Annotated in this window: 17 protein-coding genes and 6 tRNA genes; 6 read left to right on the top strand and 17 right to left on the bottom strand. The window is 50.0% G+C overall.

The window, feature by feature from the left end; genetic code table 11:
- Position 1: 1 nt before the first annotated feature.
- Positions 2–967, bottom strand: a complete 966-nt coding sequence (locus ABC502_RS08150) for an aldo/keto reductase (protein WP_330088545.1) — start codon at positions 965–967, stop codon at positions 2–4.
- A 112-nt stretch (positions 968–1079) separates the two neighbouring features.
- Between ABC502_RS08150 and ABC502_RS08145 the strand changes: the two genes are divergently transcribed.
- Complete coding sequence (locus tag ABC502_RS08145) at positions 1080–2519, top strand: DASS family sodium-coupled anion symporter (protein ID WP_345915520.1); 1440 nt, start codon at positions 1080–1082, stop codon at positions 2517–2519.
- Between the two features lie 114 nt (positions 2520–2633).
- Here ABC502_RS08145 and ABC502_RS08140 read toward each other — a convergent pair whose 3' ends face one another.
- The 12 genes from ABC502_RS08140 to ABC502_RS08085 all read right to left on the bottom strand — a co-directional run bounded on the left by ABC502_RS08140 (position 2634) and on the right by ABC502_RS08085 (position 12028).
- Positions 2634–4322: a right-handed parallel beta-helix repeat-containing protein gene (locus ABC502_RS08140; protein ID WP_330088547.1), complete on the bottom strand. Its 1689-nt coding sequence runs from the start codon at positions 4320–4322 to the stop codon at positions 2634–2636.
- A 494-nt stretch (positions 4323–4816) separates the two neighbouring features.
- Positions 4817–5884 (bottom strand): hypothetical protein, encoded by a 1068-nt coding sequence (locus tag ABC502_RS08135; protein ID WP_345915519.1) that lies wholly within the window; start codon positions 5882–5884, stop codon positions 4817–4819.
- Between the two features lie 22 nt (positions 5885–5906).
- Positions 5907–7757 carry an HSP90 family protein gene (locus ABC502_RS08130; protein WP_345915518.1) on the bottom strand — a complete coding sequence of 617 codons (1851 nt, stop codon included), beginning with the start codon at positions 7755–7757 and terminating at the stop codon, positions 5907–5909.
- A gap of 216 nt (positions 7758–7973) precedes the next feature.
- A tRNA-Gly gene (locus ABC502_RS08125) sits at positions 7974–8049 on the bottom strand.
- Between the two features lie 31 nt (positions 8050–8080).
- Positions 8081–8167: transfer RNA gene (locus ABC502_RS08120), tRNA-Leu, on the bottom strand.
- A 27-nt stretch (positions 8168–8194) separates the two neighbouring features.
- Positions 8195–8268, bottom strand: a tRNA-Cys gene (locus ABC502_RS08115).
- Between the two features lie 28 nt (positions 8269–8296).
- Positions 8297–8372, bottom strand: a tRNA-Gly gene (locus ABC502_RS08110).
- Between the two features lie 109 nt (positions 8373–8481).
- Positions 8482–9054: a CDP-diacylglycerol--glycerol-3-phosphate 3-phosphatidyltransferase gene (gene pgsA / locus ABC502_RS08105; protein ID WP_330088550.1), complete on the bottom strand. Its 573-nt coding sequence runs from the start codon at positions 9052–9054 to the stop codon at positions 8482–8484.
- Between the two features lie 32 nt (positions 9055–9086).
- Positions 9087–10901 (bottom strand): excinuclease ABC subunit UvrC, encoded by a 1815-nt coding sequence (gene uvrC, locus ABC502_RS08100; RefSeq protein ID WP_345915517.1) that lies wholly within the window; start codon positions 10899–10901, stop codon positions 9087–9089.
- Positions 10902–10939: 38 nt separating this feature from the next.
- Positions 10940–11584, bottom strand: a complete 645-nt coding sequence (uvrY, locus tag ABC502_RS08095) for a UvrY/SirA/GacA family response regulator transcription factor (protein ID WP_330088552.1) — start codon at positions 11582–11584, stop codon at positions 10940–10942.
- A gap of 191 nt (positions 11585–11775) precedes the next feature.
- Positions 11776–11866 (bottom strand) — tRNA-Ser (locus ABC502_RS08090).
- Between the two features lie 71 nt (positions 11867–11937).
- A tRNA-Ser gene (locus ABC502_RS08085) sits at positions 11938–12028 on the bottom strand.
- A 214-nt stretch (positions 12029–12242) separates the two neighbouring features.
- Here ABC502_RS08085 and ABC502_RS08080 point away from each other — a divergent pair.
- From ABC502_RS08080 to ABC502_RS08060, 5 genes are all read left to right on the top strand, one after another.
- The gene (locus ABC502_RS08080; protein ID WP_330088553.1) at positions 12243–12908 is read left to right on the top strand and encodes a Bax inhibitor-1/YccA family protein; all 666 of its coding nucleotides are present in this window, start codon (positions 12243–12245) and stop codon (positions 12906–12908) included.
- A gap of 85 nt (positions 12909–12993) precedes the next feature.
- Positions 12994–13356, top strand: coding sequence for a DsrE family protein (locus tag ABC502_RS08075; protein WP_345915516.1), 363 nt, complete (start codon positions 12994–12996; stop codon positions 13354–13356).
- Positions 13356–13718, top strand: coding sequence for a DsrE family protein (locus ABC502_RS08070; RefSeq protein WP_330088555.1), 363 nt, complete (start codon positions 13356–13358; stop codon positions 13716–13718). The genes ABC502_RS08075 and ABC502_RS08070 overlap by 1 nt, the downstream gene beginning before the upstream one ends.
- A gap of 16 nt (positions 13719–13734) precedes the next feature.
- A complete protein-coding gene (locus tag ABC502_RS08065) occupies positions 13735–14001 on the top strand; it encodes a DsrH/TusB family sulfur metabolism protein (RefSeq protein ID WP_345915515.1) in 267 nt (88 codons plus the stop codon).
- A complete protein-coding gene (locus ABC502_RS08060; protein WP_330088557.1) occupies positions 13989–14324 on the top strand; it encodes a TusE/DsrC/DsvC family sulfur relay protein in 336 nt (111 codons plus the stop codon). Before ABC502_RS08065 ends, ABC502_RS08060 begins: the two co-directional genes overlap by 13 nt.
- A gap of 265 nt (positions 14325–14589) precedes the next feature.
- Here ABC502_RS08060 and serS read toward each other — a convergent pair whose 3' ends face one another.
- The 4 genes from serS to ABC502_RS08040 form a co-directional block, all read right to left on the bottom strand.
- Positions 14590–15888, bottom strand: a complete 1299-nt coding sequence (serS, locus tag ABC502_RS08055; RefSeq protein ID WP_345915514.1) for a serine--tRNA ligase — start codon at positions 15886–15888, stop codon at positions 14590–14592.
- A 62-nt stretch (positions 15889–15950) separates the two neighbouring features.
- Positions 15951–17294, bottom strand: coding sequence for a replication-associated recombination protein A (locus ABC502_RS08050; protein ID WP_345915513.1), 1344 nt, complete (start codon positions 17292–17294; stop codon positions 15951–15953).
- Between the two features lie 6 nt (positions 17295–17300).
- Positions 17301–17906, bottom strand: coding sequence for an outer membrane lipoprotein chaperone LolA (lolA, locus tag ABC502_RS08045; RefSeq protein ID WP_345915512.1), 606 nt, complete (start codon positions 17904–17906; stop codon positions 17301–17303).
- Positions 17906–20377: a DNA translocase FtsK 4TM domain-containing protein gene (locus ABC502_RS08040; protein ID WP_345915511.1), complete on the bottom strand. Its 2472-nt coding sequence runs from the start codon at positions 20375–20377 to the stop codon at positions 17906–17908. Before ABC502_RS08040 ends, lolA begins: the two co-directional genes overlap by 1 nt.
- Positions 20378–20506 lie beyond the last annotated feature (129 nt).

Below are 20506 nucleotides of genomic sequence, written 5' to 3'. Positions count from 1 at the left end.
TTCAGGGCAGCGCTTGTCCCCGCACCGCACAGTACAACCGATACCAATGTTCCCGGCTAAGTTCTATTTGTGTGGCCTGCAGGCAAGCTTGTATCCGTGCCACCGACAAGCTGCCAATCACGGGTTGAATAGCAGCCGGATGCCGCAACAGCCAGGCCAATACGATGGCTTCGGCTGATACCTGGTAGTCAGCCGCCAACTGCTGTACCAAAGTGGCGGTCTTGTGCTCGGCATCCGTTCGGGGCAAGCGCCCCCCGCTAAAGAGTCCCTGAGCCAGACTTCCCCAGGCTTGCAGTTGGATATCCCTGAGCTGACAAAACTCTACCGTCCCAGCCGAGAAGTGGCACTGACTGCCTGCTGGCATGCCAGTGAGAATGGTCTCTTCCAACCAGTGATAATTTGCCAGGCTCATTTCCAATTGATTGGCGATCAATGGTTGCTCCAGCGCCTGCTGCAACCACTGCAGTTGTGGCCAGGCCATATTCGATACCCCAAAAGCCCGTACTTTGCCCTGAGCATGCAAATCGGAAAAAACAGCAGCAACTTCTCTGGGTTGCATCAAGGGATCTGGCCGGTGCAGCAGCAACAGATCCAGATAATCACACCCCAGTCGTTGCAGGCTCGCATCCACACTTTGCCGGATGTGCGCCGCAGAGAAATCGTAATAGCCTGGTTGCTCACTGGTTGCCAGCCGAATGCCACACTTGCTCTGGATAAACAACTGCTCACGTTCAATACCAGACTGCCGTAGATAATCGCCAAACACCCGCTCAGATTTACCTAAGGTGTAAATATCGGCATGATCAAAGCAAGTGATACCGCCCTCAATGGCTGCATCCAAAGCACTGAAAGCGCGCTGATGCTGCAATGCGGTTGTAGCGCCACGATCCCAATCACCACCAAGCTGCATGCAGCCAAACACCAGACGGCTGGCTGCTGGAAAATGAGCCTGCAAAGGAAACTGCATAAAAAAATCCAGAAAAGCAACACAGACTTTCAGTATATACCCAAACATAATTGCGAATACAGTGTCTGCCACCTAGACTTGGCTTTATAACTCTTTCATTCACAGCGCTTTTATGACCAGCAAAAATACCCGCTATTTGCTTCCTTTGTTAGCTGGGCCGCTAAGCTTTCTGTTACTTAGCAGTCTGGAAGTTCCCTTTACCGGTATGAGTCAGCACGCCTGGCTGATGGCAGCCTTAACACTTTGGATGGCAATCTGGTGGATCAGTGAAGCGGTGCCCATCCCGGTGACCTCTTTGCTGCCCATCGTGTTAGTGCCATTGCTTGGGTTGGACGCGCTTGGTGCTGTGACAGCACACTACGCCCATCCGCTGATATTTTTATTCCTGGGCGGCTTCTTGCTGTCGATTGCGATGGAGCGTTGGGAGCTGCACAAACGCATAGCCCTGCATGTGATGCTGATTGTTGGTAGCAAGCCAAGCCAGCAAATTGCCGGCCTGATGGTGGTCACTGCTTTCCTCTCGATGTGGATGTCAAACACTGCAACTTCCGTCATGATGCTGCCAATTGCTCTGTCCATTCTGGCCTTGCAACAATCAGCAGCCAGTAAGGAGCAAGGATTTGACACCGCCATCATGCTGGCCATTGCCTACTCTGCCAGTATTGGCGGGATTGCCACTTTGATAGGGACCCCTCCCAATGCCCTGTTGGCTGCTTACCTGCAAAGCAACTACGACATTCAAATTGGCTTCGCTCGCTGGATGTTGATCGGGGTACCTATTGCGTCCTGTTTGCTGTTATTGTGCTGGTTTTGGCTAACCAAGCTTTCTTTTCAGTTGGATAAAGTGGCATTAACCGATACCAGAGCGCTGTATCAACAGGAGCTGCAGCAACTTGGCCCTATGTCTGGTGGAGAAAAGCGTGTGATGGCGATCTTTCTATTCGCCGCCATCGGCTGGATCTCACGTGAGTTTGTCCAAGGCCGAACCGGCTTGCCGATTGACGACACCATCATCGCCATCACAGCCGCAACCTTATTGTTTATCCTGCCAGTCAACTGGAGAAGCGGGCAACGTATTTTGCAATGGGAAGATACTAAAAAGCTGCCCTGGGGCATTTTATTACTGTTTGGTGGTGGTTTGGCGCTGGCCGGGCAAATTCAAAAATCTGGCCTGGCAGATTTTATTGCTTTGCAAGTCAGTGGCCTGGACGGTATTTCTATCTTGCTGTTGGTCTTACTGGTCACCAGCATTATTATCTTTTTAACTGAAGTCACCAGCAATACTGCGACAGCAGCGGGCTTTCTCCCCTTGCTCGGGCCCGTCGCACTGGCACTGGATACCAGTGTCGCCATGCTGGTGGTGCCGGCAGCACTGGCAGCCAGTTGCGCCTTTATGATGCCAGTGGCCACCCCACCCAATGCCATTGTCTTTGCTTCGGGTAAGCTGAAAATCATTGATATGGTGAAAGCCGGCTTTGCACTGAACCTGCTGGCGATTGTGGTGATAACGCTGTTTTGTTATTGGCTGGTGGAAGTTATATTTAGCTTTTAACCGCTGAGCAGCGGGCGGTAACTCATAGAGTCCAACCAAAGACTGGCTGCTTCTGCAGCCAGTCTGGTACAACCCAGGCCCGAGCAAGCGTATGCCTTGCTCATCCGGATGTTATCAAGGGTTGTACTCGATGGCACCGATGTCTGGTGCTGCACCACTATAGCTCAGGCCAATATTCACACCACCATCAACCATAAAGCTGCCCGATTTGGGCCGCAGCAGATGGGTTACCGGTAAAGATCCATCCGGCTGACGCGGACTCTTAGCCAAAGCTGTGTTCAAACTTTCAAACATACCACTGGCTGGTGTGCCCTCTTGCCAGCTGTTACCGCCTTGCGTGGCACCATTGGCAATGTCCACACTTCCATTCAGGCTCAGGTTGTTATAAAAAATATGACGCTTACCAGAGCTAGCAGGGTTATTTGGAAATACATAGTTCCGACCATTGTTAAAAGCGGTGTTATTTAACAGCGTTAACGCCCCGCTGTTATTATTGTGATCAAACCCTTTCGCATTGCCACTGCTGCCAAAATTATCAAAGGCTATGTTACGAACCACAATATGATCACCAGGATCGTTGTTGCCACCAAGCTTAAAGCCGTTGCCACCGCCCTCGAAATTGCTGGGATGACCAAATACTGCGGCATTACCATTACCAAATGCCCAGTTATTTTGTAGCACTATAGGATGAGGAGCGCGCCAAAAATCAAAGCCATCGTCTGAGTTTTCCCATGAGCGGTTGCCATAAAAGTGGTTGCCAGGCCCAAGATCTAACTGCTTAGCACCAAAACCATCGGCATTATTGCCAACCCGGTTGGTATAAATCGCCGAGTTAAAGTTATGATAGCTGTCACAATTCATAATCAGGTTGTGTGATGCCGAGCCTCCCAACAGAATACCAGTATCGTAGTTACCATGTGACACCAGTCGCTCCAACCGATTATGACTGCCATCAACCCGCAAGCCATTATGACCGGCATAACGGATCGTCAACCCATACAGATGCCAATAACTGGCATTAAGACGTACACCATGAGCGTTGTTTTGAATGGTTTGCGGGGTAAAATCCAAAATCGGCCGCTCACCAGGGTATGCATAAACCCGAATCGGATGGCTAGCCGTACCACTGACACTGTTAATACGAATGGTATCATCGTGGTAATAAACACCACCACGCATCACAATCACATCACCTGGCTGGGCACTGCTGACTGCCCTGTTCAAGGTTGCATAGGGCGAGCCTATAGTCCCTGAGTGACTGTTATTGCCATTGGGCGCTACATAAAAAGTCCGGCTGCCTGCGGGAATACTAAGATGAGGACTTGGGGTAGGTGCAGATGGCACCAGGTGGGAAAGATTTTCCACAATAGGTGCTGAACCACTGCACGATGGCTGTGGCAATGCGGCCGACTGACGCTCTATCCAAAGATCGCTTATCGTTACCATTGCTTCGCTTTCAACACGCAGCTGTAAAAAGGACCTTGCCGTGCCTACGGCTGAGTCCACCACCACCCGCTGCCCGGCAGAGAGGCTATTGACAGTGGCATCATAAATACGCGATGCCCCTCCATGGGCCGAGTTCGCCTGCCCGGTGGTATTGTTGTCCACATAGATCTGGAATTTCTTACTGCCATTGCCTGAAGTGCCCTTTACGCAAAAAGAAATACGGTAGGGCTGACCAAGATCCAACACGCCGGTTGTATTAGCAAGCATGTCACTGGATGACGTTTGCACCGTTGGCAAAGCATTACCGACACTGAAGCGAGCATTGCCAAAAGTAAACTGATTTCCAGCAACAGACATATTGTTTGAGCCGGCTAAAGCATAATAAAAAGGCGTATTCGAACTAGCAGTCACTGTTTTGTAACCAGAGCTAAAAAAGTGGTTTGCCCCAGCTGCACTGAAATGTTCCTGCACAGGCAAAGCTGCCCCAGCATGCTGTACTACTGCAAAAGTACCAGCCAATGATATAACTAAGGGCACCACCCCCAAACCGAATTGGTAGAAAATCTTTGTTAGTTGTCTCATCAGTTAACCTCTTGATGGTTTGACATTACCCAATAAAAAGCACCCTAGCTGAACTCAAATAAGCCATCGGTGCTTGCAGAGTATTAGACACACAAAGAAATAAACCAAAAAGATGAACGCAATATTTACTAATTTCACGCAAAAGTTTCAATAATGGATGGGAGACAGCAATGTGTCAGGCTGCTAACTAACCGGTGTGTCCTTGCAGCCCCCCGGAAGCATAGGCCTTGTTACAGCATAAGGCCTATATTCTGATGTGATGACGATGATTAAGCCAGGTTCTCAGCAAGTTGCAATTGATAATAGCGATTGCCATTGCGTTGATCAAAGCCTTGCGCTGCCATAAGGGCTTGTTGCGAAAAATACTCGCACAACTGCTGAGTAGAGTATTCACCTGCAGGATTAAACAATGCAAAGCTATTCGGCAAGCGCAATACTAACGAAGTTTGCCCCTGCTGCAGCGCTTTGTTTAACACCATGGCGGCTCCCATCTGGAATTGCAAACGGCCCCCAGGATCCATGCTTGCTAACAACCAATCGCAATGACTCTGTAAACGCTCCAGACCAGTGTCAATCAGTGCTTGTTCAGCACAATATTGCATCTGCAGACCTATCTGGTACAGGAACTCTGGATTACTGCGAATTAGCTGATAGCCGGACGTTAAAAGAAGCGTACCAAGCTCTTTATTACCCAATCGACTTGTACTGCTAAGGAGCGCAGCAAAAGTCAGATGAGGTACTTCTGCACAGCCTTCATTTCCTTGTAAAAGAGGCTGAGCAGCTTGAATAGCTTCCTGATCGCGCTTTAACGCTACCAGTGCAGTCACAATAAAGTTTACTTCGCAGGCTGAGCAATCGGCAAAGCGATCTTTCTCCAGGCCACGACTAATTTGCAGTTGCTGCAAGCAGTCTTCAAATTCGCCAGCGTATAGATGCATATGGGCACGCATGTAATGGACGGGACGCAAACTAAAACCGGCCTGCTCATAGTGACGATGCATGTTGGTTAGTAGCTGTTCCAACGTTTCACGACTAATCGAATGAAAGCCAACAGCGCACGCAATCACATACTTATATTTCCACAAGATATCCGGCAGAGGGAATTGCTCGGGAAACTTTTCGCATTGAGCAATACACCAGCCAAAGTTCACCAGAACTTTTTCCGGATGGCCAGAAAAAGCCGCGGCTTCCACCAAGGCAATACGACTTTTATATTGTAACCCAAGATCATTGCCCTGATCGGCCAGCGAAATAGCCTGCTCGTTTAACCGAATTTTCGCGGGCTCCCCATCCGGTAGGCGACGGGCCTGACTCAACAACTCGTTCACTGTGCTCATGCTGTTATCCTTGTCTTATAGCTTAGTGCTGGGTTTGGCTAGAACTTACTACATTCAGACTGTTGGCCATCATTGCCACTAAGCCTTCATTTAAAATTTCCATTTCATGGGCACTCAGCGGAAAGTGCCCCATCAAAAGTGACTGTACATAAATGATCTTTAAACACTTTGCCAACTGCACAGCATCATCACACTGTATCAGCGACATAACTAAGCTGTGATTAGCATTTAAGCATAACTCTGAAAATGCATAGCTTTCCAACGGCTCAATCACACTGTCTATGATCTCAGACCAAAGATCGTCGCTTTGCTCCTTATTTTTGGTAGCCGCCCGGATAAAAAACTGTTTCTCACAACTAATATACAAAGCTGGCACTTGCGCTGGCAGAAATCGCTTAACACTGATATTTGGGCAAACATCATGCATCAATAGTTTTGCTTTGTTAATAAAGCGGGCCAACAGCAACGGATCCAGTTCAGTCTCGCTCAACTGTGACACTAAACTCTGTGGATCCAGTGCTTCTATGTCAGTTTGGCTAAGATGGGCATACAAGGTGAGAATTTCGCGGCAATAGGAATAGCCAGCATTGATCAGACACTCTTGTTTTGCAGTCGATATCTGGGCAAACTGACGAAAGCTATCAACATGATCAACGAAGCGGATCTTTGGATACTTTTCAAGGTAGCAAGCCAGGGTCATAGTACCCAGATTTGTTTCAAAAGTAAGGTGAGGCGCAATTTTCAGGCAGAAGTAGTGGTTCTCCAGTACCAGTGATTTCAAGGCCATTTGATGGCAACTGACAAAGTGCTGAAACTTCTCAGGCTCGTTTTCTGCCATACTTACCAGATAACCGATTAACTGCTCTGCCAACTCTTCTTTGGCTGCCAGTAAGTTTGCATCTTCATACAGCGATTCCCTTGATGCCGTTGGTCGCAAATCATCTGCATTCACAATGGTACGAACAAAGAAAGCCCAATCCGGCAAAAGGTTTTGGCTGCTTTTGGTGAGCCGCATGCCTTTCAGGTGGATCAGATGCTGCTGCTGATGCTCACTGCTGGTACAGGCGGTAATATAGCCCAAACCCTGCACCTTCCCAGCCCGGGTCTTTAATGGGATCGTATCAAAAAAAGGTCCCCGAAAATATTTTTCCCCAATCACTATGGCTTTATCTAAAAATGCTTTACCCGAATAATCAGACCATAACCAGGGTGCCGGTTGTGGATTAATGCGAAAACCCGTCTCACTGGCAGTATCTAATGTAATGCTATAAGGCAAATAGCTTGCGTAATACAGCATCCAGCGCTGCAAAGCATTATCGGTGAAGTATTCCTCGCCCTCTGGCTTTGCTGTTAAAATAACCCGTGTTCCGATAGCCATGGACTGCTCAATGGCTATTACCTGATAAGTCCCATCCGGCCTGCCGGTCCACTGCAGTACCCTATCCGCTTGTTTCACACTGCGGGTTTGTAAGCAAATCGAATCTGAAACCATAAAGCAAGCCAGCAGCCCAATACCAAACTGGCCGATGTAATCGTGTGTTGGGTTTTCTAAAAACTCTTTCTTTGAGGATTGACCGATAACGGCTAAAAACTGATGGATCTCATCTTCAGTTAAACCACAGCCATTGTCTTCGATGATGAGCTGCGATGGCTGCTGCTCTGAGCGCTTAGGCAGCAAGGTCACCCTGATACTTCCGGGAGCTTCGCTCTCATTGCTATGATTCTTTCTGGCAGAAATAGCATCGGTGCTATTTTGTAGTAACTCACGGATAAACACTTGAGGACCGCTGTATAAATGCTTTGATAAAATATCAATAATGCCAGCAAGGTTTACCAAGAACCTTTGTTCCACTTCAGATGAGGAAGAATCCATTGTCATCCTTAAACTTCCATTAACTGTCTTTAGTCATTTAACTTATGATGTGTTAGCGGTCTATTATAACGATAAGCGTTGGCTTGGCAAAAAATAAGGTTATTCAGCATAGGAGCAACAGTGCGGCACCATGCCGACTTTGAAAACAGGCTCGACGGGCATGAACTTAAGGATAGAAAGCAAAAAAGCAGCCATTCGACTGCTTTTTATGAAATTTGGAGCGAGTAACGAGGTTCGAACTCGTGACCTCGACCTTGGCAAGGTCGCGCTCTACCAGCTGAGCTATACTCGCAAATCTTGTTTACCGCTCTGGTTGCAGTAAATGGTGCCCGGGGCCGGACTTGAACCGGCACGAGGTTTCCCTCGAGGGATTTTAAATCCCTTGTGTCTACCGATTTCACCACCCGGGCAGACAACTTGTGTTACGTATCAAACTATGGAGGCGGGTCCCGGAGTCGAACCGAGGTGGACGGATTTGCAATCCGCTGCATGGCCACTCTGCCAACCCGCCAATGTGAGGATGCATTACTTCACGTAATTGGAGCGAGTAACGAGGTTCGAACTCGTGACCTCGACCTTGGCAAGGTCGCGCTCTACCAGCTGAGCTATACTCGCATTGTCCTTCACTGTGCCTGAGCACGTGACGCATTCTACTGGTTTCAGGCATTCAGTCAACAATAAATTGTCACATTGTTGATCGACTGCTTATTTTTTTAGCTGCCAGTCAGGCGCCCTGCTCTGGCTCGGTACCAAAGTCATTGCGGGACGCATACACATACTGCACCATAGACGTTATCGTCAGTACCGTCGCAATATACAGCAACCCCCAACTAAGCGGCATAACCCAGCTTAGCCAGGCAGCGGCGGGTTGCCAGATCAGGCCAATCAATGCCAGCATCTGAAAAATGGTTTTCAATTTACCACTGCCAGAAACCGCCACACTGGCGCGGCGCCCTAACCCGGCCATCCACTCGCGTAAAGCCGAGATAATGATTTCCCGGCTGATCATAATCAATGCAGGAATGGTCATCCAAAGCAACTGCATATCCACCGTTACCAAAACCAGTGCCATAACCACCATCACCTTATCGGCCACAGGATCTAAAAAAGCGCCAAAGGGAGTGGATTGCTCCAGCTTTCGGGCCAGATAACCATCCAGCGCATCAGTGATGGCGGCCAGCACAAACACTAGAGCGGCCCAAAAACGCGCCGATTCAATCCCTGAATAAAACAACCATAAAAAAACCGGGATCAGCAACAGCCGAAACAACGTCAGAAGATTGGGAATATTGATCATGCGGGACATCTCTTTGCTGAATTCATTGTATGCTACTTGCTATGCAGCTGCTGGTAAATGGTTTCTGCCTGTTGCCGGGATATTCCCGGCACCTTGCTCAATTCTTCAACGCTGGCCTGCTGTACTCCTTGCAAACCACCCAAAAATTGCAACAAAGCTTGCCGGCGTTTACTGCCGATGCCGGGGATTTGCTCCAGAGGGCTTTTGAGCATGGCTTTGCCGCGTTTTGTGCGATGCCCCGTAATGGCAAAGCGATGCGCTTCATCACGTATTTGCTGAATTAGGTGCAGCGCCGGGTGATCAGCGGCCAGATTGATAGCTGGCTGGCCAGGGATCACTAAGGTTTCCAGACCAGGTTTACGCCCTTCGCCTTTGGCCACTCCCATCAACAGCGGCACCCGGGCAAAATTTTTCCCACGGAAAAAATCAATGGCGCGCTGCAATTGGCCCTTGCCACCATCGATCAACACCAGATCGGGCAATAAGCTTTCGTCAGTCAAATTGCCATAGCGCTTGTGTAAGGCAAAGTCCATAGCTGCATAATCATCGCCTGCAGTAATACCTTTGACATTATAACGCCGATACAGAGTTTTATTGGCCCCATGTCCATCAAACACCACGCAAGAAGCAATGGTTTCCTGGCCCATGGTGTGGCTAATATCAAAGCATTCCATCTGGTTTATTTCAGCATTGGGCTGGAACAGCGTATTCAGTGCCTGATAACCAAAGTGCACTTTCTGGCTCTGGCTAACTTTGCCATCACAGGCGGTCCGGGCATTTTTGCTTGCCAGTTCCAGGTAACGGGCTTTTTCACCTCGCCGGGCCAGGCTCAGCCGTAATTTACGGCCGGCTAGCTCACTGATGGCGGTTTGCAATGCCTCGGCACCTTCCGGTAGCTCACTAAGTACAATGTCTTTCGGCACTTGCTGGCCTCCCATGCGCTGCAGGTAAAACTGCATCAGAAAAGCCGGTAAGATGTCCACTGCCATGGTATTGGCCGGTAATTTAGGAAAATAGGTTTTGCTGCCAATTACTTTGTGCTGGCGAATAAAAAGCACATGAACAGCCGCAACACCATGTTGGAAACAAAAACCAATGACATCCATTTCTTCATGATCACCACTGACCGACTGCTGCTCTTGCACACGCCTGAGAGCCTGAACCTGGTCGCGCAGTTGGGCAGCTTTTTCAAAAGCCAGTTGCTGACTGGCCTGCTCCATCTGCTGCACCAAATCTGCAATCACTTGCTGATCTTTACCGGTTAAAAACAGCCGGGCCAACCGAACTTGCTCTTGGTAATCGGTATCGGAGATTTTGCCAACACAAGGCGCAGAGCACAGCTTCAGCTGATATTGCAAGCAAGGCCGGGTGCGGGACTGATAAAAACTGTCTTCACACTGGCGGATTGGGAAAATTTTCTGCATCAGCTTCAGACTTTGCCAAACAGCACCAGCATTAGGGTAAGGGCCAAAATACTGGCCAGGCACAGAGCGCGCTCCACGGTGTGACATTAAACGTGGATGTTTGTGGCTGGTCAGAATGATGTAGGGATAGGACTTATCATCCCGTAATAAGATATTGTACTTGGGGCGGTGCGCCTTGATCAGATTGTTTTCCAGCAACAGAGCTTCTGTTTCACTGTGCGTCAGTGTCAATTCGACCTGAGCAATCTGACTGACCAAAGCTCTGGTTTTGATGCTGTCGACCTGGGCACGGAAATAGCTGCTAAGCCGCTTTTTCAAGTTCTTGGCTTTACCAACGTAGATCACCACACCTTTGGCGTTCAACATCCGATAAACGCCAGGTTGCTGCGGCACGCCCGACATAAAACTTTTGGCATCAAACATTACAATCTACCACCAACGGCAATCAACACCGCATGCTGTCAGGCTTTGGCTATATCAATCATGCCGTGCCGTAAGGCCAAATGCGTTAACTCGACATCGCCATTGATTGATAGCTTTTCAAACATTCGGTAACGATAAGAATTGACCGTTTTGGCACTGACATTCAACTGAGTAGCGATATCATTCACTTTCTCACCACGAGTAATCATCAACATGATTTGCAGCTCACGGTCAGACAACTCATCGAAAGGATTCTGCCCCTGATGGTTTAGTTTACTCAGCGCCATCTTCTGCGCCACCTCATCCGAGATATGACGCACACCAGAATGCACCTTACGGATCGCAGAGACCATTTCTGATGGTGCGGCATTCTTCGAAATAAAACCCGCCGCACCAAGCTGCATTACCTTAGTTGGCACCGGTTCTTCACAGGTCACTGAAAGCGCCAGCACTTTGACATCCGGACAAAAGTGCAAAATACGCTTGGTTGCTGTCATCCCCCCCATACCGGGCATGTTCATATCCATCAACACAACATCTAGCGTATGTTGGCGACAAAAATGCAGAGCTTCTTCGCCGGTACCAGCTTCGCCTATCACCTTGATACCACGCTCATCCTTTAGTATGCGACTGATGCCAGTCCGAACAAGCTCGTGATCATCGACAATAAGTACGTTAATCAAGCTGCTTCTCCGCTTCACTGGTTTAGTTATTATTTATAGGCATAGCATAGCCGAGAACAGCTATAAACTCGACCAATTCACCACTTTGGATACAACAATTCGGTGCTGTAATAATGCGGAGGCTAGTCTGCCAGATTGGTGAACAAGATGGAATCAAAAATTGGGGTAGGAACTGCAATGGCTAGAAAAAATGGCGGAGGGAGAGAGATTCGAACTCTCGGTGGGCTATTAACCCACGCCGGTTTTCAAGACCGGTGCATTCAACCGCTCTGCCATCCCTCCGGCATAATCCAATACGGCATTGGAGGCTAATGTACACTTCACTTTTCCAAACTTAGCCAATCAGGAAAAAGTGGCGGAGGGAGAGAGATTCGAACTCTCGGTGGGCTATTAACCCACGCCGGTTTTCAAGACCGGTGCATTCAACCGCTCTGCCATCCCTCCAGCGAGGCGTATACTAATCAGTTTGCTGCTGAAAGAAAAGTTCTTTTTGTCATTCTTGCCTCTAGCCAGCCAATTTTTAGCCAATTTGCTTTTTTCAAGCATGCTTTGCAACGGAATCACTAGAGGTTCGGGAACTTAGCAGGTATGATAGTTATCAAAGCATTAACTCAATCTGGTTCTGTTCTATCACACAACCAAATGTAAGGAGACCTGTATGTCGTACAGAGAAACCCATACCATTAGCTCGGCGAGCCGTGGTGTTGAAATTAATAAGGTACTGCGCAATACCTATTTCCTGCTCGGCATGACGCTGGCAGTCAGCGCCATTGCTGCGGTGTTTGCCATGGCATTAAATATTTCGCCTATGGCATCGCTGGTCTGCATGATTGCTGGCTTTGTGCTGCTGTTTGTAGTCAACAAACAAGCAGATAAAGCCAGCGGTATTATCTGGGTATTTGCCTTCACTGCTCTGTTTGGCGCATCGTTAGGCCCAATGCTGAACTACTACGTTGGACTGGCCAATGGCCCAAGCCTGATTATGCAAGCTTTAGCAGGTACGGCAGTGATTTTCTTCTCACTCTCTGCCTATGCCCTGACTACCCGCAAAGATTTTTCCTTTATGGGTGGCTTTCTGTTTGTTGGCTTGATTGTGGTGTTGCTGGCGATACTGGCGAATTTGTTCCTGCAAATTCCGGCGATCTCACTGGCCATCAGCTCAGCGGTAATCCTGATCATGTCGGGTCTGATTCTGTTTGACACCAGTCGAATCATCCATGGCGGTGAAACCAACTACATCCGCGCCACCGTTGCGCTTTACCTGAACATCTTTAATATTTTTGTTCACTTGCTAAGCCTGCTTGGTGTGCTGAATAACGACTAAAACACAGCCAATACAGACGCTTTGTCGTTGGCTTATTTTCCAGTAAAATGCCTCCCTGATGTGAGGCATTTTTTTTGAGGCCGTGATGACTACCTTTGCCCTGCTGCTTACTGAGTCCCCTTTTGCCAGCCAGGCCTTTCAAAGCTGCCTGCGCTTTGCCAAAGCAGCCGTTCTAGCAAACCATCAGGTGGAACACATTTTTTTGTACCAAAATGCTGTACTGGCTGCCAGTGCGGCTATCGACTTACCCTCGGATGAGCCCAACGCAGCCGCTTTGCTGGCAGATTTTTGCCAGCAACAGCGCATTCCTTTATTGTTCTGCAGCACTGCGGCAGAAAAACGAGGCCTCAGTCTGCAGCCAGACCAGTTGAACGCTGGTTATCAACTGGCTGGCCTGGCCGAGCATGCCATGCGGCTAAGCCAATGCCACCAACTGGTGCAATTCTGATGAGCCAACCAACGTTAATCTGGTTACAAAGTAGCCCTTACAACAGCAGTGCGGCCCGTGAAGCACTGGATTATACCCTGGCACTGGCTGCGGTCGATTGCCCGGTGCAGCTGCTACTAAGCGGCCCGGCTGTCTGTCTGCTGCTGCCCAATAACGATTTTAGCGCGGCGCTGCAATTAAAAGACTGCAGCAAATTGTTGGGTTTATTGCCGCTTTACGATTTAGCTGCCCCTTTAGTCTGTCAGGATAGTCTGCATCAATACCAAATCGATCCAAAGCAGCTCCATCATGCGATCACACGACTTTCCAGGCAGCAATTGGCTGAGCGGTTGGCGCTGTGTCAGCAAGTCGTCACTTTTTAACAGGATATTCCCTGCCATGAAATTAGTGCACTGGATCTACCCCGAGCTACCAGCACAGCCCTTGCTATCACAGCTGGCCCCGCAGGATCTGTTGCTGCTGCGCCAGGATGGCTGTTACTCTCTGTTGCTGGACTGGCCCCAATTACCTTGCCGTTCATTGGTGCTGGCTACGGATCTTAAAGCGCGAGGCCTTAACGTAAAAGCAGCATGGCAGTCTATTGAAGATAGTGTCTGGGTGGAACTGGCGGCTCAGGCTTCACAGGTGGTGCTATGGCCGAAGTAATGCTAAACGGGCAACAGATCCCATTGGATAAACACGGCTACCTGGCTGATTTATCACTTTGGAGCCATGCACTGGCCGAATACTTTGCCAATGAAGAAGGCATTGAGCTGACTGAAGCGCACTGGGAGGTGCTTCATTTTGTGCGGGATTTTTATCAGGAGCATCAAACCTCACCTGCCATCCGGCTGCTGGTGAAAGCCATGGCACAACACTATGGGCCTGAAAAGGGTAGTAGTAAGTATCTGTTTATGCTGTTCCCGGATGGCCCTGCTAAACAGGCAACCCGAATTGCCGGCCTGCCCAAGCCTGCCCGCTGCCTTTAGTTGTAGCGCAAACAAACTGTGTTATCTGTGCGACCGGGCCAGTGCTGCGACACTTTAAAAGCTGTCGCGCACTATACCAATCACCGCTTCAAGGAAAAACAAGGCGGCAATCAATACCACTCCAAGCAGCAGCAAGCGATACAACCAAAAACGGATACGGGCAGGCGTTTTCAAATCAGGTGCTGTCGGCCGCAGTCGCCTTGAACTGCTGGCCTTGATAGGATGCTCCTTAACCGACTTGGAGGGCATGCTAAGCTAGCCTCTACTACCCTTTAGCCTTTAGCACCGCCTGCCCTTGCATATAAGGCTGCAGTGCCGTAGGTACCCGAATGGATCCATCGGCTTGTTGGTAGTTTTCCAAAATAGCCACTAAGGTTCGGCCTATGGCCAGACCCGAGCCATTTAAGGTATGCAGCAGCTCCGGTTTTTTACCTTCAGCCAGCCGGAAGCGAGCCTGCATACGACGGGCCTGGAAGTCTCCCATATTGCTGCAGGATGAAATTTCGCGGTAGGTATTTTGTGCTGGCAACCAGACTTCCAGATCGTAGGTTTTACAGGCTCCAAAGCCCATATCACCGGTGCAGAGCAGCATCACCCGATAAGGCAACTCGAGCAGTTGCAACACCCGCTCGGCATGCGCAGTAAGCTCTTCCAGCGCCTGCATCGAGTGATCCGGGTGCACCAATTGGACCAGCTCAACTTTATCAAACTGATGCTGACGAATAAGGCCACGGGTATCCCGGCCATAAGAGCCGGCTTCACTGCGAAAACACGGCGTATGGGCGGTCATTTTAACCGGCAATTCAGCCAAATCAAAAATGGTATCGCGAGCCAGGTTGGTCAGCGGTACTTCCGCCGTTGGGATTAAAGCCATGCCCTGACCTTCTTCGGTGGCAGGCTTGGTATGAAACAAATCACCACCAAATTTTGGCAACTGGCCGGTACCATAAAGGCTGTCATGATTGACCAGGTAAGGCACGTACATTTCGGTGTAGCCATGTTCATTGGTATGCAAATCCAGCATAAACTGCGCCAGTGCACGATGCAGCCGCGCCAGTTGACCACGCATCACCACAAAGCGTGAACCAGCCACCTTGACTGCACTTTCAAAGTCCAGCCCCTTATCCAGTGCTTCGCCTAAATCAACATGATCTTTTGGCTCAAACTCAAATGAGCTTGGCTCAAGGTGACGACGTACCTCAACATTGGCCGCTTCGTCTGCTCCCACCGGCACGGAGGCGTCCGGCAAGTTGGGAATACTCAGGCTGATTTGCTCCAGCTCGGCCAATAACTGATCCAGCTCGGTTTTGGCGGTATCCAGTTGCTCGCCCAGGCCGGAGACCTCCTGCAGCAAAGGCGCAATATCTTCGCCACGGGCTTTGGCCTGACCTATCTCTTTCGAGCGGCTGTTGCGTTGATTTTGTAACTCCTGGGTCCGCACCTGCAAGTCACGCCGGCGCTCTTCAAGTTGACTAAGCGCAGCCACATCCAGGCTAAAGCCCCGGCCGGCCAGGCGCTCTGCCGTGTGAGTTAATTCGGTTCGTAAAAACTTAGCATCCAACATAATGGTTCAAACTTCCCATTAAAAGGCCAGTCAGGCCAACCAAAAAGAGATAGGTTATTGTATCATTCCCGATACCGTTTGTTCGGACTTTGTGCATCTAACTGCTGCAAATAACGCATTTTTTCAGCCAGTTGCTTTTCCAGTCCGCGCTCGGTCGGCTGATAGACTTGCAGCTCGCTCAATGCCGCAGGCAAGTAATTTTCGCCAGCGGCATAGGCACCCTCTTCATTGTGTGCATAACGATACTCTGCACCCAGCCCCATTTCCTGCATCAATTTGGTGGGGGCATTTCTCAGATGATACGGCACCTCATGATCCGGCTGCTCACGCACCAGACGTCGCATTTGCTTAAACGCTGCATACAGCGCATTGCTTTTCGGAGCCAGTGCCAGATAGACGGCAGCCTGAGCGATAGCCCGCTCCCCTTCAGCCGGCCCTACCCGCTGAAAGGTATCCCAGGCATTCAGTGCCAGGGTTAGGGCTCTGGGATCGGCATTGCCGATATCTTCACTGGCAATCGCCAGCAAACGCCTGGCAACATAGAGCGGATCGCCGCCGCCCTCCAGGATACGGCAATACCAGTACAAAGCAGCATCTGGGGCAGAGCCGCGCACCGACTTATGAAAAGCCGATATCAAGTCATAAAACTGATCACCCTGATTATCAAAGCCTGGCAGCTTGCGCGGTACCAGTTGACGCACCAGCTCCGCTGTAACCGGCTGTTGAACGCCAGCAGCTGAGCTGTACTCGGCTATCAATTCCAGCAAGTTTAATAACTGCCTGGCATCACCACCGGCCAACAACAACAATAAGGCTTCCGCCTCGTCGCTCAGGCTCAGTTTCAAGGCCCCTAACCCCAAAGCAGTGTCGGTTAAAGCACGCTGGATCAGTGGCTTTAAATCCTCGTCAGTCAATTTGTTCAGTATGCAAACCCGGGCCCGGGATAAAATCGCATTGTTCAGCGCAAAGGACGGGTTTTCAGTGGTCGCACCGATAAACACTATGGTACCGTCTTCAATGAAAGGTAAAAACGCATCCTGCTGGCTTTTGTTAAAGCGGTGCACCTCATCCACAAACAGCAAGGTACGCTTTTGCCATTGCAATTGCCGCTCTTTGGCTTGCTGAATGGCATCGCGGATCTCTTTGATGCCCGATGTGACAGCCGATAACTTACACAGCTCCGCTTCTGCGTGGCGGGCAATAATTTCTGCCAAAGTCGTTTTCCCTGTACCGGGAGGCCCCCATAAGATCAGCGAAAAGACCTTGCCTTGTTCAATAGCCTGATGCAATGGCAAACCTGGAGCAAGCAAATGCTGCTGCCCCACGTAATCTGCCAGGCTCTGTGGCCGCATTCTGGCGGCCAGAGGACGAACATCGTCGTTAAAGTCGAAATTCAGTGTCGACACCACAACTTACCTTTGATCGTCAATATCAACATCCGCCGGAGGCTGAAACTGAAACAACCCGGCAGCAAAGCCTGCATCTGTGGGCACTGCCTTAAACACGAAAATACTGCGCTGACCATTTAGATCCAGCACCTGCATACGACTTAACTGATCATTGCTAAAGTTCAGTTGCAAATACTGCACCGGGCTGGCCGGGTCATCGGCCTCGATTCGGTAACCATCCTCGTGTTCAGTAATGCGGTATTGCTGCCACAAACTGGCATCATCAGACATCAATAGGGTAAAAGGGGTGCGCTCCAGCTCGGCCCTGGCATCATAAATGCTGACTTGCTCCAGCAGCTCATGGTAATACCACAGCGTTTCACCATCGCCAACAAACAGAATGGGTTCAGGCAGTTCCATCTTAAAACGGAACTTGCCAGGCTGCTGCAACCAAAGCTCGCCTTCCCCCTGCTGCACCAGTTGCTGTTGCATATCAAATACCTGCTGTTCAAAGCTGGCGTGAAAGTGCGGCATACGGCTAAGTTGCTGTTGCAGCGATAGCGCGGCCTGCTCATTAGCAAACACTGCCGGATTGAAGAAAATAGCCACAGCCAGTACAAAATGTTTCATCAATTCCCCTTGGGTGGTGGTGGTGCCAGAACTTCCCGGTTGCCGTTGTGACCAGGGCCACTGACCACACCACTGTGTTCCATTTGTTCAACCAGACGAGCCGCCCGGTTGTAACCAATACGAAAACGGCGTTGCACACCGGAAACCGAAGCTCGGCGACTTTCGGTCACAAAAGCAACCGCCTGATCGTACAAAGGATCAGCCTCGCCTTCATCCCCTTCGAGCGTCTCACCCGGTAATAAGTTCTCTTCGGTAGTTTCACCACTGAGAATTTCGGCAATGTACTTCGGCTGGCCTCGTCGTTTCCAGTCTGCCACCACCGCATGCACTTCGTGGTCATCCACGAAAGCACCATGTACCCGGTTTGGCACGCCAGAGCCCGGCGGCAAATACAGCATATCCCCCTGCCCCAACAAACTTTCAGCACCTTGTTGATCGAGGATGGTGCGAGAGTCAATTTTCGAGCTGACCTGAAATGCAATTCGGGTTGGAATATTGGCCTTGATCAGGCCGGTGATCACATCCACCGAGGGCCGCTGTGTGGCCAGAATAAGATGGATACCGGCGGCCCTTGCTTTTTGCGCAATACGGGCAATCAGCTCTTCCACTTTCTTACCGACTATCATCATCATGTCGGCGAATTCATCAATCACCACCACGATGGCCGGAAGTTTCTCCAGCCTGGGCGCTTCGTCGCGCATATCGTCCGAGGGCTTCCACAAGGGGTCAATCAATGGCTGGCCAGCCGCTATCGCTTCTTTTACCTTGGCGTTGTAGCCTTTTAAGTTACGAACCCCAAGCGCCGACATCAGTTTGTAACGCCGCTCCATTTCACCAACACACCAGCGCAAGCCATTGGCGGCATCTTTCATGTCGGTCACCACTTCGGTCAGCAAATGTGGGATGCCTTCGTAAATTGATAGCTCCAACATTTTTGGATCGATCATTAAAAAACGCACTTCATCCGGCGTGGACTTGTACAAAATACTGCAAATCATCACGTTTACGCCGACCGACTTACCAGAGCCGGTAGTCCCTGCCACCAGCAAGTGCGGCATTTTCGCCAAGTCAGCCACCATGGCTTTGCCGGCAATGTCTTTGCCAAGCACCATGGTTAGCGGTGAACGTGATTGCTCAAAGGTTGCATCCCCAATCACTTCGGATAAGCGTACAATTTCACGGTGTTTGTTTGGCAATTCCAAACCAATAAAGGATTTGCCCGGAATCACCTCCACCACCCGTACACTAATAGCGGATAGCGAGCGCGCCAAATCTTTGGCCAGGCCAGTAATTTTACTGACTTTAACCCCAGGAGCTAAATCCAGTTCAAAACGGGTGACCACAGGGCCGGGATGCACCCCCACCACTTTGGCTTCCACGTTAAAGTCCAATAGTTTGGCTTCTACCAAACGGGACACCCGCTCTAAATCTGCAGGATCAATCGGGTTTTGCGCTTTATCCGGCCGATCCAACAGCTCCAGCCCCGGTAACTCTGTGACTTCATGCGGCTCGCTTTCAGGCGAGTCATCATCATCCGGCTCGGGTTCAGGCACCCGGGCAGCTTTGGGTTTTAATTCGGTATGGCGAAGCGTTTTCTCAATTTGTTCTGGTAACTCGGGCTCATCCACAGCACTAAAAGACAAGGACTCATCGGCCAGGTCATCCACGCTGTAAAAAGCCCTGGCATCCCGCTCATCCAAAGGCTGCACCGGTAAACTCATCGCATTGCGCTCGGTGTTCACGGACAATGCTTTGTCGGCTTTGGGGTTGCCAACCTTGGGTGCAGTACTCCACTCATTCATCAAAGCTGCTTGCTTTGTCTCGCGGCTATCTTCTACCTCCTGTTGATTTTGCTGCCATTTTTGCTGCAACCAAGACGGCAACTGCAGCAACCAACAGCCCGCCTGCCAAACCCAGGCACCAAGGGCATCCATCACAGTAAACCAGGAAATGCCGGTCATCAGCGTTAGGCCAGTGGCAAAAAAGCACAACAGTAACAGTGTCGTGCCCACAAAATTCAGATAAGGCAATAACAAGCCGCTAAAAATATCCCCGACAACGCCGCCGGAGGAAAAATAATAAATGTCGTTAAAGTTCATGCTACTGATGGCAGTAGCGCTGATCATCGTCAGCAACAGGCCAATCAACCGCAGTCCCAGGATCAGATAATCCAGTTGCAGCACATGATGAAAGCGTTTAAACAATAAATAACCCAGACCGGCAACCAGCACAGGCAGCAAATAGGCAATCCAGCCAAAACTAAACAGCAATAAATCAGCCAGCCAGGCACCAACCGGCCCAGCATAGTTGGACACACCATGCTGATAGCCTGTTTGTGACCAGCTGGGATCGGCCGGGTTAAACGAAATCAGCGCCAGCAGCAAAAAAAGAGCCAGGCCACAGCATAAAATCAGGCCAACCTCCAACAAACGCTGGATGCCATTTAAATTAAAGAAAGATATCCGTGGCAAAAGAACGCCTCACTGTTGTTGTCTGTCATTGGTCGTCTCAGGTAGATCACAACCACCTGTGAAAGATACCAGACTGCAACCCTGGATGCATCTGTTTGGCAACAGAGCTGCAGAAAAACCCACCATTCC

The sequence above is a fragment of the Alkalimonas sp. NCh-2 genome, assembly GCF_039631345.1.
Taxonomy (GTDB): domain Bacteria; phylum Pseudomonadota; class Gammaproteobacteria; order Enterobacterales; family Alteromonadaceae; genus Alkalimonas; species Alkalimonas mucilaginosa.
Note: the sequence above shows the minus strand (reverse complement) of the source record. Positions and strands in the feature narration are given on the sequence as shown.

Excerpts from the sequence above, each read along its gene's own strand:
- ABC502_RS08150 (WP_330088545.1), bottom strand. The coding sequence starts at position 967 with ATGCAGTTTCCTTTGCAGGCTCATTTTCCAGCAGCCAGCCGTCTGGTG.
- ABC502_RS08145 (WP_345915520.1), top strand. The coding sequence starts at position 1,080 with ATGACCAGCAAAAATACCCGCTATTTGCTTCCTTTGTTAGCTGGGCCG.
- ABC502_RS08140 (WP_330088547.1), bottom strand. The coding sequence starts at position 4,322 with ATGTCTGTTGCTGGAAATCAGTTTACTTTTGGCAATGCTCGCTTCAGT.
- ABC502_RS08135 (WP_345915519.1), bottom strand. The coding sequence starts at position 5,884 with ATGAGCACAGTGAACGAGTTGTTGAGTCAGGCCCGTCGCCTACCGGAT.
- ABC502_RS08130 (WP_345915518.1), bottom strand. The coding sequence starts at position 7,757 with ATGGATTCTTCCTCATCTGAAGTGGAACAAAGGTTCTTGGTAAACCTT.
- pgsA (WP_330088550.1), bottom strand. The coding sequence starts at position 9,054 with ATGATCAATATTCCCAATCTTCTGACGTTGTTTCGGCTGTTGCTGATC.
- uvrC (WP_345915517.1), bottom strand. The coding sequence starts at position 10,901 with ATGTTTGATGCCAAAAGTTTTATGTCGGGCGTGCCGCAGCAACCTGGC.
- ABC502_RS08080 (WP_330088553.1), top strand. The coding sequence starts at position 12,243 with ATGTCGTACAGAGAAACCCATACCATTAGCTCGGCGAGCCGTGGTGTT.
- ABC502_RS08075 (WP_345915516.1), top strand. The coding sequence starts at position 12,994 with ATGACTACCTTTGCCCTGCTGCTTACTGAGTCCCCTTTTGCCAGCCAG.
- ABC502_RS08070 (WP_330088555.1), top strand. The coding sequence starts at position 13,356 with ATGAGCCAACCAACGTTAATCTGGTTACAAAGTAGCCCTTACAACAGC.
- ABC502_RS08065 (WP_345915515.1), top strand. The coding sequence starts at position 13,735 with ATGAAATTAGTGCACTGGATCTACCCCGAGCTACCAGCACAGCCCTTG.
- ABC502_RS08060 (WP_330088557.1), top strand. The coding sequence starts at position 13,989 with ATGGCCGAAGTAATGCTAAACGGGCAACAGATCCCATTGGATAAACAC.
- serS (WP_345915514.1), bottom strand. The coding sequence starts at position 15,888 with ATGTTGGATGCTAAGTTTTTACGAACCGAATTAACTCACACGGCAGAG.
- lolA (WP_345915512.1), bottom strand. The coding sequence starts at position 17,906 with ATGAAACATTTTGTACTGGCTGTGGCTATTTTCTTCAATCCGGCAGTG.